General features: G+C 69.6%; 15 protein-coding genes, 1 tRNA gene and 2 pseudogenes. 9 read left to right on the top strand and 9 right to left on the bottom strand.

Annotated features, from left to right (window positions below; translation table 11 throughout):
* The first annotated feature begins 1 nt into the window (after position 1).
* The 9 genes from hisG to H7965_RS20605 all read left to right on the top strand — a co-directional run bounded on the left by hisG (position 2) and on the right by H7965_RS20605 (position 6,725).
* On the top strand, positions 2-742 hold the full coding sequence (gene hisG / locus H7965_RS20645) for an ATP phosphoribosyltransferase (protein ID WP_186772472.1): 741 nt from the start codon (positions 2-4) through the stop codon (positions 740-742).
* A 37-nt stretch (positions 743-779) separates the two neighbouring features.
* The gene (hisD, locus tag H7965_RS20640; protein WP_186772471.1) at positions 780-2,078 is read left to right on the top strand and encodes a histidinol dehydrogenase; all 1,299 of its coding nucleotides are present in this window, start codon (positions 780-782) and stop codon (positions 2,076-2,078) included.
* Positions 2,079-2,240: 162 nt separating this feature from the next.
* Positions 2,241-2,459 (top strand): translation initiation factor IF-1, encoded by a 219-nt coding sequence (infA, locus tag H7965_RS20635; RefSeq protein ID WP_111471402.1) that lies wholly within the window; start codon positions 2,241-2,243, stop codon positions 2,457-2,459.
* Positions 2,460-2,543: 84 nt separating this feature from the next.
* Positions 2,544-3,140 (top strand): Maf family protein, encoded by a 597-nt coding sequence (locus H7965_RS20630; RefSeq protein WP_186772489.1) that lies wholly within the window; start codon positions 2,544-2,546, stop codon positions 3,138-3,140.
* The gene (locus H7965_RS20625; protein WP_261394319.1) at positions 3,137-4,279 is read left to right on the top strand and encodes a ribonuclease E/G; all 1,143 of its coding nucleotides are present in this window, start codon (positions 3,137-3,139) and stop codon (positions 4,277-4,279) included. The genes H7965_RS20630 and H7965_RS20625 overlap by 4 nt, the downstream gene beginning before the upstream one ends.
* Positions 4,269-4,475 (top strand): DNA gyrase inhibitor YacG, encoded by a 207-nt coding sequence (locus H7965_RS20620; protein WP_186772470.1) that lies wholly within the window; start codon positions 4,269-4,271, stop codon positions 4,473-4,475. Before H7965_RS20625 ends, H7965_RS20620 begins: the two co-directional genes overlap by 11 nt.
* Before the next feature lie 87 nt (positions 4,476-4,562).
* Positions 4,563-4,638 (top strand) — tRNA-Phe (locus H7965_RS20615).
* A 257-nt stretch (positions 4,639-4,895) separates the two neighbouring features.
* Entirely contained in the window at positions 4,896-5,882 is a 987-nt protein-coding gene (locus H7965_RS20610) for a Bug family tripartite tricarboxylate transporter substrate binding protein (RefSeq protein WP_186772469.1), read from the top strand.
* A 363-nt stretch (positions 5,883-6,245) separates the two neighbouring features.
* Positions 6,246-6,725, top strand: a complete 480-nt coding sequence (locus tag H7965_RS20605) for a septal ring lytic transglycosylase RlpA family protein (protein WP_229682529.1) — start codon at positions 6,246-6,248, stop codon at positions 6,723-6,725.
* Positions 6,726-7,043: 318 nt separating this feature from the next.
* On the opposite strand, the pseudogene H7965_RS32295 reads toward H7965_RS20605, so the two are convergent.
* The 9 genes and pseudogenes from H7965_RS32295 to pehA form a co-directional block, all read right to left on the bottom strand.
* Positions 7,044-7,394: pseudogene (locus H7965_RS32295) on the bottom strand (integrase core domain-containing protein); the annotation flags it as partial.
* Between the two features lie 105 nt (positions 7,395-7,499).
* Positions 7,500-7,607 (bottom strand): annotated as a pseudogene (locus H7965_RS32290) (IS481 family transposase); the annotation flags it as partial.
* A gap of 93 nt (positions 7,608-7,700) precedes the next feature.
* Positions 7,701-8,570 (bottom strand): ABC transporter permease, encoded by an 870-nt coding sequence (locus H7965_RS20595; protein ID WP_186772467.1) that lies wholly within the window; start codon positions 8,568-8,570, stop codon positions 7,701-7,703.
* Positions 8,571-8,572: 2 nt separating this feature from the next.
* Positions 8,573-9,502, bottom strand: coding sequence for an ABC transporter permease (locus tag H7965_RS20590; RefSeq protein ID WP_186772466.1), 930 nt, complete (start codon positions 9,500-9,502; stop codon positions 8,573-8,575).
* Positions 9,502-10,503, bottom strand: a complete 1,002-nt coding sequence (locus H7965_RS20585) for an ABC transporter ATP-binding protein (protein ID WP_186772487.1) — start codon at positions 10,501-10,503, stop codon at positions 9,502-9,504. The genes H7965_RS20590 and H7965_RS20585 overlap by 1 nt, the downstream gene beginning before the upstream one ends.
* 47 nt (positions 10,504-10,550) lie before the next feature.
* A complete protein-coding gene (locus H7965_RS20580) occupies positions 10,551-11,516 on the bottom strand; it encodes an ABC transporter ATP-binding protein (RefSeq protein WP_186772465.1) in 966 nt (321 codons plus the stop codon).
* Positions 11,509-11,697, bottom strand: coding sequence for a hypothetical protein (locus H7965_RS20575; protein ID WP_186772464.1), 189 nt, complete (start codon positions 11,695-11,697; stop codon positions 11,509-11,511). Before H7965_RS20575 ends, H7965_RS20580 begins: the two co-directional genes overlap by 8 nt.
* A gap of 4 nt (positions 11,698-11,701) precedes the next feature.
* Entirely contained in the window at positions 11,702-13,321 is a 1,620-nt protein-coding gene (locus H7965_RS20570) for an ABC transporter substrate-binding protein (protein ID WP_186772463.1), read from the bottom strand.
* The gene (gene pehA / locus H7965_RS20565) at positions 13,318-14,838 is read right to left on the bottom strand and encodes a phosphoric/sulfuric ester hydrolase PehA (RefSeq protein ID WP_229682530.1); all 1,521 of its coding nucleotides are present in this window, start codon (positions 14,836-14,838) and stop codon (positions 13,318-13,320) included. The genes H7965_RS20570 and pehA overlap by 4 nt, the downstream gene beginning before the upstream one ends.
* Positions 14,839-14,989: the final 151 nt, after the last annotated feature.

The raw sequence follows: 14,989 nt of genomic DNA, 5'->3' as shown, positions 1-14,989 counted from the left end.
CATGGATCTGCCGATCGCCAACCCCACCGGGGCCGCTGCCGACGACACGGCGCCGATCATCCTCGCGGTGCCGAAGGGCCGCATCCTCGCGGAGCTGGGCCCGCTTCTGGCCCGTGCCGGCATCCAGCCCGCCGCCGACTACATTGACGAGGACAGCCGCCGGCTGCGCTTCGAGACCAGCGACCCGGCGCTTGACGTGGTGCGGGTGCGGCCCTTCGACGTGGCCACCTTCGTTGCCCACGGCGCCGCGCATATCGGTGTCTGCGGCGCCGATGTGCTGATGGAATTCGACTATCCGGAGATCTACGCGCCGCTCGACCTCGGCATCGGCAAGTGCCGGATCAGCGTGGCGGAGCCGGCCGCGACCGCAGGTCGGGACGAGCCGAGCCGCTGGTCGCGCATCGCCGTCGCCAGCAAATACCCCAATGTGGCGCAGCGGCATTACGCGGCGCGCGGGGTGCAGGCCGAGGTGGTGCATCTGAACGGTGCGATGGAGCTGGCGCCTTCGCTCGGCCTGGCGCGGGTGATCGTCGATCTGGTGCAGACCGGCAGCACGCTGAAGGCGAATGGGCTGATTGAGACGGAGGTGATCGCCAAGGTCACCTCCCGCCTCATCGTCAACCGCACCGCGCTGAAGACCCGGCCGGAGGTGATCAGCGGCTGGATCGCGCGGTTCCGCGCGGCGTTGGCCGATTCGATCGCGGAGCCCCGCAGCGCCGCAGGCGCGAGGAGCGGGACGTGAGTCGGAGCGGCTTCATCCTGCGGGCCGGTTCCACGCCATGATGCGGCTCGACGCGCGGACAGCGGAGTTCGAGGCCGGCTTCGCCGCGCTGCTCGACCAGGCGCGGGAGACGACGGCGCGGGTGGATGCCGCCGTTGCCGAGATCATCGCCGCGGTGCGGGCGCGGGGCGATGCCGCGCTGCTCGACTGCACCGCCCGCTTCGATGGGTGGACACCCGCCGGGGTCGGGGCCCTGAAGGTCAGCGCGGAGGAGATCGCCGCTGCGACCGCCGGCATCGCGCCCGGGCTGCTGAAAGCCCTCGACCTCGCCGCCAGCCGCATCGAACGCTTCCACGCGGCGCAGAAGCCCGAGGATCTGGTGGTGCCCGATCCTGCCGGGCTGACCCTCGGGATGCGTTGGACCGCGCTGGATGCGGTCGGGCTCTACGTGCCGGGCGGGAAGGCGGCCTATCCCTCCTCGGTGCTGATGAATGCGCTGCCGGCGCGGGTCGCCGGCGTCGGCCGCATCGCCATGGTGGTGCCGGCGCCGGGCGGCGCGCTCAACCCGCTGGTGCTGGCGGCGGCGCAGCGCGCCGGGGTGACCGAGGTCTACCGCATCGGCGGCGCCCAGGCGGTGGCCGCCCTGGCCTGGGGCACCGCCTCCATCGCCCCGGTCGACCGCATCGTCGGCCCCGGCAATGCCTATGTGGCCGAGGCGAAGCGCCAGGTGTTCGGCCGGGTCGGCATCGATTCCATCGCCGGCCCCTCCGAAGTGGTGGTGCTGGCGGATGCGACGAACGACCCGCGTCATGTGGCGGTCGATCTGCTGGCCCAGGCCGAGCACGATGAAAGCGCTCAGGCGATCCTGATCACCGACGATGCCGGCTTCGCCGATGCCGTCGCCGCCGCCGTCGATGCCGAACTGGCCAGCCTGCCGCGCGGCGCCATCGCCGGGGAGAGCTGGCGGCGGCATGGCGCCATCATCCTGGTGCGCGCTTGGCCCGAGGCCTTCGCCCTGACCAACCGGCTGGCCCCCGAGCATCTGCAGTTGATGCTGCCGGAGCCTGCCGCCGCGCTGCGCGAGATCCGCCACGCCGGCGCCGCCTTCCTCGGCCGCTGGTGCCCGGAGGCGCTGGGCGACTACGTCGCCGGGCCCAATCACGTCTTGCCGACCGGCCGCACCGCCCGCTTCGCCTCCGGGCTCTCGGTGTTCGACTTCCTCAAGCGCACCACCTGGGTGGAGGCCAGCGCCGCCGGCCTCGCCGCCATCGGCCCGGCGGCGGTCGCCCTGGCCGAGGCCGAGGGGCTGCATGCCCATGGCCGCAGCGTGGCGCTGCGGCTGCCACCCGCCGGCTGAACCGGGCGCTGCCCGGCCAGTGTCCTTGACCGGGCGCCGCCCGGCGATCATCTTGCCGCCGCCAAGTCAATCCCCCCGGCGCGTGCTGCCCCATGCCTTGCCTGCTGCGCCCGGCGCAGCGCCGGTCTGGCGGCTGCGCACCGCGCACAGCAAGGTTACCTGATGTCCAAAGAGGATATGATCGAGTTCAGCGGCACCGTCGTGGAACTGCTGCCCAATGCCATGTTCCGGGTGAAGCTCGACAACGAACACATGGTGCTGGCTCATACCAGCGGGAAGATGCGCAAGAACCGCATCCGCGTGCTGGCCGGCGACCGGGTGAATGTCGAGATGACGCCCTACGACCTGACCAAGGGTCGCATCACCTTCCGCTTCAAGTGACGCGCGCCTGGCCGTTGCGAGCGACATGGGCGGTGGACCGTGCAGTTGGCCGATTCCACTGAGGCGGGCGGCGCGCCACCGGCCCTGAGCGCCGGCGCGGCGGATCGCCCGCCGCTGGTGCTGGCCTCGGCCAGCCCGCGGCGGCTCGCCCTGCTGGCCCGGCTCGGTGTGGTGCCGGACCGGGTGCTGCCGGCGGAGGTCGACGAGACCCCCGGCAAGGCGGAGCTGCCCCGGCTGCTCGCGGCACGGCTGGCGGCGGAGAAGGCGGCCGCGGTTGCCGCGCAGGCCCCCGGTGCGCTGGTGCTGGCGGCGGATACCGTGGTTGGCGTCGGCCGCCGCATCCTGCCCAAGGCGGAGACCGAGGCGGAGGCGCGGCAATGCCTCGAACTGCTCTCCGGCCGCCGTCACCATGTATACACCGGGGTGGTGCTGGTCGCGCCGGGCGGAAGGCGCAGCACTCGGCTGGTCGACACCATCCTGACCTTCCAGCGGCTGACCGAGGCGCAGATCGCCGACTACCTGGCCGGCGGCGAATGGCATGGCAAGGCCGGCGGTTACGCCATCCAGGGCAGGGCGGAAGCCTTCGTGCGCTTCCTCGCGGGGTCCCATTCCAACGTCATCGGCCTGCCGCTGTTCGAGACGGCGCAGCTGCTGCGGGGGGTGGGCTGGCTGCGGCCTTGACCCTGCGCATCCTGGCCAGCGCCTCCCCGGGCGAGATCCGGGTGGCACTATTGCGCGGCGACCGGCTGGAGGAAGCCTGGGTGGAGCGCCCGGCGCGGCCCGATGGCGTCGGCGACCTGCATCGCGCCCGTGTCTCGGCGGTGGCACCCGCCATGGCCGGAGCCTTCCTGGCGCTGGCCGGCGGCGAGACCGGCTTCCTGCCGGATGGTGAGACGGCGGTGCGGCGGCAGAAGGTCTCCGAGGGCATGATCCTGCCGGTGCGGGTCACCCGCGCGGCACAGGGGGGGAAAGGGCCGCGCGTCTCTGCCCGGCTCACTGCGGCCGAGGCGGCGCTGGCCGCCGCCGCGCCGGAGGGCGCGCCGCGGCTGTTGGCGCGCGGGCCGGAGGCGGCGTTGCGGCTGGCGCGGGCGCAGCCGACGGCGGCGGTAGTCTGTGACGGCGCCGCGCTTGCCGCCCGGCTGCGCGCCGCGCTGGGGGCGGAGCGGGTGGCCTTCAGTCCGGGGCCGGTCTTCGACGCCGCGCTGGAAGCCGAATTCGCCGCACTGGCGGAGCGGGAGGTACCGCTGCTTGGCGGCGGACGGCTGTTGATCCATCCGACGCCGGCGCTGGTCGCCATCGATGTCGATGCCGGGCCGCTGGCCGCCGGCGCCGACCGGGAGGCGCAGCGGCGGCTGAACCTGGTGGCACTGGCCGAGGTGGCGCGGCAGATCCGGCTGCGCCGGCTGGCCGGGCCGATCCTGCTCGACCTGGCCGGGCTGACGGTGAAGCAGCGGGCGCCGCTGGCCGAGCCGCTGGCTGCGGCGCTAGCGCCGGACGGGCTGGCGCGGCTGCTCGGCCTCGGGCCGCTTGGGCTGTTCGAGATTCTCCGCCAGCGGGTGCACCCGCCGCTGCATGAGGTGCTCGCCGGGCCTCTCACCCCCGGGCTGGCGGCGCTGCGCCAGGTGGTGCGGGAGGCGGCTTCGGCACCCGGACGGCGGCTGGCGCTGCATGCGGCGCCGGCGGTGCTGGCGGCGCTGGCGGCCCTGCCGGGGGCGCTCGATGCGGCGGCGGAGGCGCTGGCGCACCCGCTGCAGCTACGACCGGAGTCGGCGCGTTCGGAGGCGGATTGGAGCATCGAGGAGGTCCGGCATGGCGGATGAGGCGACACCCCGGATCAGGCCCCGTCGCCCGTGCCCGGTGTGCGGCAAGCTGCTGGAGCGCAGCGACCCCGAGGGCCGCTTCCGGCCCTTCTGCTCGGCACGCTGCCGGCAGGTCGATCTCGGTCGCTGGCTGGCCGAGGATTACGCAGTGCCTGGCCCGCCGGCCGACCGGCCCGACGAGGAGGAGATTCATTGAATTCACGACCGGGGGCGGGTGGACAGTGACCCAGGCTTCGGCTATCTCCCGCCCCCTCTGCCGGCGCCTGCAACGGCGCAGCGATGGGCCCAGGTAGCTCAGTTGGTAGAGCATGCGACTGAAAATCGCAGTGTCGGTGGTTCGATTCCGCCCCTGGGCACCATTTTACACATTTAGGTCAAGACTTTAGAGGCAGGGCCTCTGCGCTGTCGTGGCTGCGCGTGCCTAGCACCGTCCTGTTGCATGCCCTTCTGCATCAGCGCCGTAGGGGGGGCGAGCATTTGGTACTTTAGCACAGTTCTGGCGCAGCCGGGAGGAGTGGTCCTCCGCAGGGGTGCGACGATCGGAAGCTGTGGGCACCGGTGGCCTTTCGCGCCGTTGTCACCTGTTCGAACCACATGACCAGCCAGAGGATCAGTTATGCACCGCCGCACGTTCTTTGGCCTTGCCGGATCTCTACCTTTCGGAACCCTGGCCGCCGCGCCTGCGTGGTCGCAGCCGGTGTCCAACTGGCCGGCCCAGCCGCTCCGCATCGTTGTGCCCTACGCCCCCGGTGGACCAACTGACATTCCGGCTCGCCTATTGGCAGAGGAGCTGGCGAAGGTTCTGCCGCAGCGACCCGTGGTAGAGAACCGCACCGGCGCGGGCGTGGTGGTGGGCACGGACGTGGTTGCGAAGGCACGCGACGGCCACACAATCCTCTACACCACCATTTCCCACGCGGTGCTGCGGCCGCTTTTCCCGCAGCTGCCCTTCGATCCGGTAGCGGACTTCGCACCCGTGGCGCTGGTTGGGCAGATCCCGATGGTCCTGATGGTGAACAAGGACCTGCCGGTGAAAGACCTTCAGGATCTGATCCGGCTCTACCGCGATGCTCCTGGCAAGTACAATTACGGCAGCTCAGGCAATGGTGGCGCACTGCACTTGGCCTCGGAGCTGTTCCTGCGCCAATCCGGCGGGCTGAAGGTGATGCACGTCCCCTATCGTGGGTCAGCCGCAGCCATGCCGGATCTGTTGAACGGTACCGTTTCCATGATGCTGGACGTCGCCAACAACACCCTGCCATACGTGCAGCGGGGCGAGGTGAGGGCTCTTGCGGTCAGCTCCGAGCGCCGCCTGCCGCAGTTGCCGGACGTGCCGACCTTCAAAGAGCAGGGCCTACCGGACTATGAGGCCTATACTTGGCATATGGTGCTCATGCCGAAGGCTACGCCCGAGGCTGTGGTGCGGCAGCTCAATGGCGTTATCAACCGCGTTGTGGCTGAGCCTGCGGTCCAGAAACGGCTCGAGGACCTGGCCATGCAGGTGCGCACCGACAGCACACCTGAAAGCACGGCGAACTGGCTGCAGGCCGAGATGGCCAAATGGGAGCCAATCATCCGCGACGCCGGAATCAAATCGGACTGATACAGCGACCGGGGCATTTGGTTGCCATGTTCGCGATGATCGTATACTGATCATCGCCAATGCATTGTGCCGGGTTGCCACGTGCAGCACGTCATACGTGCCTGACTGCTATTCCCGTAGAGCGATGCAAGCCATCTGTGCCCTGCCATCCCCAGTGGGCACCGCCTCGACAACTGCGTTCCGGATATGCCGTCGGGCCACGAGAAAGCCGAAGGAGAAGCGCCGCATGGTGTTTGATCGCCGCCCGAGAATTTCATCGCGTGGCCGTTGGAAATTTGCCGCACGTCGCGGGAGGCCGCAGGAGGAGGTTGCCGCCTAGTGCGGTCCGTTGCCCGGCGTACGGCCTTCTGCGCCACATTGGGCTTGCTGTCCCTCACCGTCGCCTGTGCGCCACGAGTTGACCTGGTACCATCCACTGCCAGTGTGGTGACACCCGATGCAGAGCCGGTTGAACAGGCCGCGCCGCCGCCGCGGATCGTGCAGCTTGTGGGGACGGCGTCACCGATGGACGGACAGTGGGTGCGTCCGCTCGGCGAGCAGCAACTGGGCGACGCGTCCTACTATGGCTCGGAGTTCAACGGCCGCCGGATGGCCAATGGCCGCCGCTTTGATCCTCGCTCGACCTCGGTGGCCCACCGGACGCTGCCCTTCGGTACCAAGGTGCTGGTCACCAATCTCGGCAATGGCCGCTCCGCGACGGCCACCGTCGAGGATCGTGGTCCCTTTGTACGTGGCCGCATCATCGACCTGAGCCCGCGTCTCGCCGAGCATCTAGGGATGCTCATGCAGGGCGTCGCGCCAGTCGAGGTCACGCCGGTCGAACTGGCCGAGGCGCCAAACTGATGGGGGCATGCGACACGGCTGACTGCCCTTGCGCGGGCCGCTGAGAGCTCTACTTATCGCCCGCGCAGCCAGGGCGTACTTGGGTCCATGGTGACGGCAATAACGCTCGCAAGGGCGGCACGACGGCGAAATTTCAACGACTAAACCTCTGCCCAGCGGGCGTCAGCCAGGGGGAGCAACGCGTTGGGGTGCATGGCATACTGCAATGTCCCGGCACTCTGTATGACCTTCTCAACGGCGGCGTGGCGCAGACTGTAGCTGCTACGGCGCTTGTGCGAAGAAGCACAGATGCGCATTGCCCTTCTGGCCCGAGAGAAGCTACGCAAAGGTATGTTTCCGATGCGTGATAAGTTTGATTCTGTTTGGTCCCGGGATTTGATGGTGCGGGTCATGGATGAATCTGGACAACTCTTCCGTCCAGGCGTTGCAGATGGCTTCGCAGGGCGTGAGGCCCCGTAGGGTCTTCAGCCGACGGGCGAAGTTGTAGGCGGCGACGAAGTCGGCGAGGTGCTGGCGGAGCTGGTCGCGGCTCTGGTAGTGGAACCGCTTGACGGTCGCGTCCTTGATGGTGCGGTTCATGCGCTCGACCTTACCGTTTGTCCATGGATGTCGAGGCTTGGTCAGCCTGTGCTCGATGTTGAGCTCGGCACAGGCAAACTCGAAGGCGTGACAGAGGAACGGCTCGCTCCGAGCCGGCATTTGCCGGATGTCCTCGGGTGTCCAGCCACCGCCGCCAGGTTCGGTGAAGGGCGTGCCATTGGCTACCGTCTTCGGGTTGATCCCGTAGCGCCTGGCGAGCCCTCTCAGGCTCTCTTGACGATGCTGCATCGCTCGACGGACCGCCGCAGTCGTTGTGGCGCTCCCATGTTGAACCTGGCCCATAGCGCGTCGTTCCACGCATGCTGGAAGACTGCACCATCAAACCTTGGGGGCAAACAGCTAGGCACCTACACGCGGCAAGGCCCGCGGATCGGCCTACCGAAGTGTCGGGTCGAGCCGATCGCGCAGCCAGTCGCCGAGCATTGAGACCGAGAAGGTCGTGAGAACAATGACCACGGCCGGCGACAGCAGGATCCACGGCGCCCGCGTCAGATACTCCCGCCCATATCCCACCATCGATCCCAGGGAGGTCGCCGGCGGCTGCACGCCGAGACCAAGGAAGGACAATCCGCTTTCCAGCAGGATGATCTCGGGAAAGGCCAGGGTCATCGAGACAATCAGAGTCGAGGCGATATTCGGCAGCACGTGCCGGAGGTAAAGGCGCCGGGGCGTGGCGCCGAGCTGCCGAACCGCGGCGGCATAGCCCTGGGTGCTGGCGCTAATGGCCAAGCCCCGGGCGATGCGGGCGTAGCGCTCCCAGGCATGCAGCCCAAGCAGGGCGACGAAGAGCGGCAGCGAATTGCCGAAGAAGGCCAGCACCGCCAAAGCCAGAATCAGGAAGGGCAGGCTGGCCGAGAAATCCACCAGCGCCAGCACCATCTGCTCGACCAGGCCTCGGAAATGCGCCGCCAGGAAGCCAAGCGAGGTGCCGATGAGCGCGCCGACCAGGGTAGCGCCGAAGGCGATCAGCAAACTCATCCGGATGGAGAAGATCAGGCGCGAGAGCACGTCCCGCCCCAGCTCGTCCGTGCCAAGAGGATGCAGCCAGGTACCGCCAAACAGGATCGGCGGCGAGAGCCGGTTGCGCAGGTCGAGCGCGGTGTAGGCGTAGGGCGCCACCGCATCCGCCAGCACTGCGATGCCGAGCACCAGCGTCAGCCAGGCGATGGCGAACAGCACCAGCGGCGGCAGCGAGCGCCGCGGCGCAGTGGGGCGCAGCGCGGCAGGCAGGGCAATATCGGACATGCTCAGGCACCCCTCGGCTGGGTGCGAAGGCGGGGGTCGAGCGCGCCATAGAGCAGGTCCACCGCCAGATTCGCGGTGACCATGGTGGCGGCGACCAGCAACAGGATGCATTGCACCACCGCAAGATCGCGGTTCGCCACCGCCACCACCAGCAGCCGTCCGACCCCGGGCCAGGAGAAGACGCTCTCCACCACCACGGCACCGGCGATCAGGCTGCCCACCATGAAGCCGACGATGGTGACAGTCGGGATGGCGGCATTCGGCAGGGCATGGCCCCAGATCACGGCGCGCCAGGGAACGCCCTTGGCGGAGGCGGTGCGGATATAGGGCTGGCCCAGCACCTCCAGCATCGCGCTGCGGGTGAAGCGTGCCAGCACCGCGGCTCCGCCGATGCCCATGGTGACGATGGGCAGGATGGCATGCTTCCAGCTCTCCTGCCCACCGGAGGGCAGCCAGCCGAGCTGGACCGCGAAGACCAGCACCAGCAGCAGGCCGAGCACGAAGGAAGGGACGGTGAAGCCGGCGACCGCCAGCATCATGACCGCCCTGTCCAGCAGGGAATTGCGGTGCAGTGCAGCGGTGATGCCGGCCGGGATGCCGATGCCGAGCTTGATCAGCAACGCCGGTACGGTCAGCGCCAGGGTTGCCGGGATGCGTTCCCCCACCAGCGCAATGGCCTCGCGGCCGTCGCGCATCGAACGGCCGAGGTCACCGCCGAGGATGGCGCCGAAGTAGCGCAGGTATTGCACCCAGAGCGGCTCCTCCAGCCCCCAGGCGCGGCGGAAGGCAGCGACGGCTTCGGGCGGGGCATCGGCGCCCATGATGATCTGGGCGGGATCGCCGGAAAGCCGCAGGACGACGAAGGCGAAGGTGACGACCATCACGATCGTGACGGCGGCGCGCAGCAGGCGAAAGCCGAGGAAACGCAGCATCAGGCCGCCCTCGGTGCGGCGACCAGCCGACCCAGCCCGTCACGCCGTGCGGGATTGCCGGCGTCGGACGGCGCCTCCGCCTCGCCATGCGCCACATGGCAGGCGACGCGGCGGCCATCGCCCGCCCTCGGCTTCAGCAAGGGATCGTCGGTGGCGCAGCGCGGGACGGCGGCGGCGCAGCGCGGATGGAAGGCGCAGCCGCTCGGTCGGTCCGCCGGATTGGGCGGGTCGCCCTGCAGCAGGATGCGCGGATGCAACCCTGCTGGGCGCCGGCCGGGGTGCGGGATGGCCGAGACCAGGGCCTGGGCATAGGGGTGCGCTGGCGCGTGCAGCACCGCATCCGGCTCACCCTCCTCGACGATGCGGCCGAGATACATCACCGCGACGCGGTGGCTCACCTGCCGCACCGCGCGCAGGTCGTGGCTAACGAAAAGGATAGCCATGCCGCGGCGCGCCTGCAGCTCGACCAGCAGGTTCATCACCTGCGCCTGGATGGAAACGTCGAGCGCGCTGATCGGCTCGTCGCAGACCAGCAGCGCCGGGTCGGTCGCCAGGGCGCGGGCCAGCACCGCCCGCTGCCGCTGGCCGCCTGAAAGCTCATGCGGGTAGCGCGCGGCCAGATCCGGCCGCAGGCCGACATCGCGCAGCAGCGCCGCGAGGCGGGCGGCGCGGTCGCCGATGTCGTGGATCTCGAGCGGCTCGGCGATCTGCGCTCCGACCGGCATGCGGCGGTCGAGTGCGCCGAGCGGATCCTGGAACACCATCTGCATCCGCGCCCGCATAGCGCGCCAAGCCGCCGTGCCGGGCGGCGGCATCGCCTGCCCCTCGACGCTGACCCTGCCGGCATCGGGCGCTTCCAGCCCCAGCACCAGCCTGGCAGTGGTCGTCTTGCCGCAGCCGCTTTCGCCCACCAGGCCGAGCGTACGGCCACGCTCCAGGGTGAGGGAAATGCCGTCCACTGCGCGCACCTCGGCCGCCCGGCCGAAGGCGCCGCGGCGCATCCAATAGCGGCGGACCAACCCCTCGGCCTGCAGCAGCGGGGCGGGCCTCACGCCGGCACCAGGGCGCGGGCGGCGCGCAGGCAGGCAGCGCTGTGGCCAGGGCCGAGCGGCACCGCCGCCGGCAATGCGAGGCCACACGCCGGCTGTGCCAGTCCGCAGCGTGGCGCGAAGGCGCAGCCCGGCGGCATGGCGGCGGGCTCCGGCACGCTGCCGGGGATGGCGGCAAGCGGCCGGCGCGGCCCATCGAAGGGCGGCAGCGCGCCGAGCAGGCCCTGGGTATAGGGATGCGCCGGGTCGGCGAAGAGCCGTGCGGTGGCCGCGGTCTCCACGATCCGGCCGGCATACATCACCGCGACCCGCTCGCAGGTCTCGGCCACCACGCCAAGGTCGTGGGTGATCAGCACCAGCGCCATGCCCGTCTCGCGCCTAAGCGCGCCCAGCAGGTCCAGGATCTGCGCCTGGATGGTCACGTCGAGCGCCGTGGTTGGCTCATCCGCCACCAGCAGCTCCGGCTGCCCGGCCAACGCCATGGCGATCATCACCCGCTGGTTCTGACCGCCGGAGAGCTCATGCGGGTATGCGTCCAGCCGGCGCGCCGCATCGGGGATGCCGACCTGGTCGAGCAGCCGCCGCGCCTCCGCCCGCGCCGCGGCGCCGCCGATCCCGCGATGCAACGCCAGCGCCTCGGTGATCTGCCGGCCGATCCGGTGCACCGGGTTCAGGCTGCTGGCGGGGTCCTGGAAGATCATTGCGACGCGGCCGCCACGCACCCGATCCAGTCGTGCGGAGGAGGCGCCGAGCAACTCCTCTCCGTGCAGCGTCACGCTGCCGCCGATGCGCGCCTTGCCCGGCAGCAGGCCGAGCGCGGCCAGCCAGGTGACCGACTTGCCGCAGCCGCTTTCACCAACCAGCCCGAGCGCCTCGCCCGGCGCGACGGAGAGGTCGACGCCGCGCAGCGCCGTGGCGCCGTCGAAGGCAACGGTGAGGCCGTGGATCGCAATAAGCTCAGACATTCCAAATGCCCGGCCGGAAACCCATGAGGAAGGATTGCGCCGCGTGCCAGTGGATGTCGCGGCGCTTGCCGGTGGAATGGGCTACGTCGAGCATGTCGGGGTCGGCGATCTTCTGCGCCGCCACCAGCCGCGGCAGCGCCAGGGCGGCCGCCGCCCCCGGTGCGAGACGGCGTGCCAGCATCCGCTCAGGCGCCCCAGTTGTTGGCGCGGAAGTCCATCGCGAAGGCCGGCGCCGCCTTCCAGCGGATCTCGCGGCGCTTCGCGGTGAAGGTCGCATTCCGGTGCAGCACGGTGTAGGCCGGATCCTCGCGTTCGGCGATCTCCAGCATGCGGCGGAACATCGCCCGCCGCTTCGCCCGGTCGGTGCTGGTCTCCAGCTGCACCGAGAGCGCGTTGAACTCGGCATTGGCGTATTCGCCGACCTGCTGCTGCTGGCCGTTCGGGCCGTGCTGGTTGACAAGGGAGGAGACCGGATCGCTGTACAAGCCGCTGTTGGACCAGTCCCGCACCGCGCGGGTCGGCGTCCGCTCCAGGATCTGCGACCAGTTCTCCTTCATCTCGATCTGCACGTTGAGTCCGGCCGCACGCCACATCTCGACCAGGATCTGCGCCGTCGCGGTTTGGTTGGTGTAGTAGTTGTTGAGCAGGCGGTAGGGGATCGGATCGCCCTTGTAGCCGGCCTCGCGCAGCAGGCGACGGGCCTCCGCCAGATCGTATCGCGGCACGTTCCAGTCGGCCTGATACATGTCGCCGTAGAACTCCCACTGCAGCCCGCGGGGGATGGTGGTGCGGCCGGCCCAGAGGCTGTCGACGATCGCCTGACGGTCGATCGCATGGGTGAAGGCGCGGCGGATGCGGGCATCGGCCAGCAGCGGATGGTGCTTGTCGAACACCGTCAGCCGGTGGTTCGGGATGGTGCCGCCCTGCACCTCGAAGGCGCGGTTGCGCTCGATGCCGGCGATCTGGTCGGGCGGGATGTCGCAGGCGAAGTGGTATTCGCCGGAGAGCAGGCCGTTCACCCGGGAGGCAACCTCCGGCACCTCGACGAAGCGAAGCTGCCGCAGCGGCGGCCTGCCGCCCCAGTACTCGTCGTGTGCGACAAGCGTCAGCGAGTGGTCGGCGCGGAACTCGGCCACCTTGTAGGGGCCCGTGGTGATCGGCTTGCGCGCCCAGTCGAGCCAGGTCGCGGCCTCGGCGAAGCCGCGGCGGCTGCCGATCTCGGCGCTGGAGCGGGTCATGCGGCCCTCCAGCGTCACGTCCGGCGTGCGATTCACCCAGCGGACGGTGTATTTGTCCACCACCTCGATGCGCTCGAAACCGGGGAAGCTGCGGTTGGCGACGGCCGGAACCTCGATCGGCAGCTCCTTGCCGGCACGGCCGGGATTCGCCTCGCCGACGCGGATGGTGGCGCTGCTGTTCGGGCCGCCTGGGCCGAACATGCGGTCGTTGCCGAAGGAGAAGGCGACATCCTCGGCGGTCAGCTCATCGCCATTGTGGAAGCGCACGCCCTGGCGCAGCTTCAGCTCCACCACCCTGTCGCTGATGCGTCGCGTCTCGGTGGCCAGCACGGGAATGGTCTGCAGCTCGCGGCCATAGTCGCGGCCGAGCATCCCCTCCCAGAGCGAGGTGATCAGCACCCGCTCACCGACATTGGACTGTTCGCGGAGCGGCTCCAGCGTGTTGCTGTTGCTGATCTTCTGCACCGCGATGGTGATGGCGGGGCGCTGGTCGGCCTGGGCGATGGCGAAGCGGGGCAGGCCGGCGGCCAGGGCTGCACCGGTGAGCAGGCTGCGGCGGTCGATCATGCTGGGGTCCCTCGGTCCTCAAGACCTTGCGGCGTGGCGCGAAAGGCGGTGAGCGTGCGTTCGGCATGGCGCAGCCGCCACGACAGGGCGCGCTGCGCGTATTCCTTCACCAGGCCGGCATGCGCCGGGCTTTCCGCCAGGTTGGTGAACTGGTGCGGGTCACGCTCCAGGTCGAAGAACAGCGGCGGCAGCGCCGCGAAATGCACGTATTTGAACCGCGCATCCTGAATGACGCAGAGGCTGCTTTCATCCATGTGCAGGCCAAGCTTCGTCTCGGGCTGCGAGTAGAAGATGTCGCGGAAGTCGTACTCGTAGTGCAACGCGTCGCGCCAGCCGGCCGGGGGGCCGCCCTGCAGCAGCGGCAGCAGGGAGGCGCCATCGACGGCACGCGGAATCGTGCCACCGAGGGCTTCGAGGATGGTCGGCATCAGGTCGACGCTCTCGGTGAAGGCACTCTCGACCGCACCGGCGCGTACCGTGCAGCCGGCATCCTTGACCACCAGCGGGATGCGGAAGCTCTCGTCGAAATAGCCGATCTTGCCGAGCAGCCAATGGTCCCCGAGTTGCTCTCCATGGTCGGAGGTGAACACCACCATGGTGTCCTCCCACTGCCCGGTCTCATCCAGATAATCGAGGACGCGGCCGAGATTGTCGTCGATCTCGCTCATCAGCCCGGCATAGGTGGCGCGCATCAGCCGCACCGAGGCCTCATCCAGCGCCGTCACCGCACCGCCGGCGCCGTGGAAGAAGGATCCCTGGCCGATGCCCTGCAGGTAGAACTCCAGCAGCGGATGCTGCCGTGCCTCGTCCTGCCAGCGCGGCGCGCGCACCGGCCCCGGCATCTCGGCCGGGTGGTACATGCGGTTGTAGGGGGCGGGCGCGATGAAGGGCGGGTGCGGCCGGTAATAGCCGAGATGGAGGAACCACGGCTTGTCGCCGACACCTTTCAGGTAGGTCACCGCGCGGTCGGTGAAATAGGCGGTGTCGGAAAGCTCGGCCGGGATGCGGCAGGGCCGGTCCGTCGCGCCGGGCACCGCATCCTCTCCGGCTGGCAGCCAGATATCCTCACGGCGCTCCGGCAGGGTGTAGCCCTGGTGCGCCAGCCAGCCGAAATAGCCGTCCATCGTCGGCTCGAAGGCGCCGACGCTGCGGAAGCCGTCCATCAGATCGCCGAGATAGGTGAAGCGCGGGTCGCGCGGGCCGGTGGTGCGCGGGTCGGGCGTTGTCGTGGTATAGCCGATCAGCGCCGGGTCGTAGCCGATGCGGCGGAGAGCCTTGCCGAGGTTCATGTGCCGTGCATCCAGCGGCACGGTGTTCTGCACCGCCCGATGGTTCATCAGGTACAGCCCGGTGAGCAGCGAGGCGCGCGCGGGGCCGCAGGGCACGGTGGTGGTGACGTGATTGCGGAAGGTCACGCCTTCGCGGCAAAGGCGATCGAGGTTCGGCGTGCGCAGGAAGCTGGCGCCCAGCTGCGGGAGGAAGTCCGCGCGCCACTGGTCAACCACAATGAGAAGCACGTTCCGCCGCTGCCGCATCCACCGCTACCATCCAGCCAGGGCGCGGCAAATACCGCCTGAACCCGGACACTTTCGTGTCGGACCGATTGCGGTTCGGTGACAGACGCGCCCGTGGCTGTGCGGCGCGCCGCAATGCTGGTGCCATCGAAGG

This window comes from Siccirubricoccus deserti (assembly GCF_014283215.1).
Taxonomy (GTDB): Bacteria; Pseudomonadota; Alphaproteobacteria; order Acetobacterales; family Acetobacteraceae; genus Siccirubricoccus; species Siccirubricoccus deserti.
The sequence above is the reverse complement of the archived record's forward strand: the minus strand, read 5'-3'. Positions and strand labels throughout refer to the sequence as shown.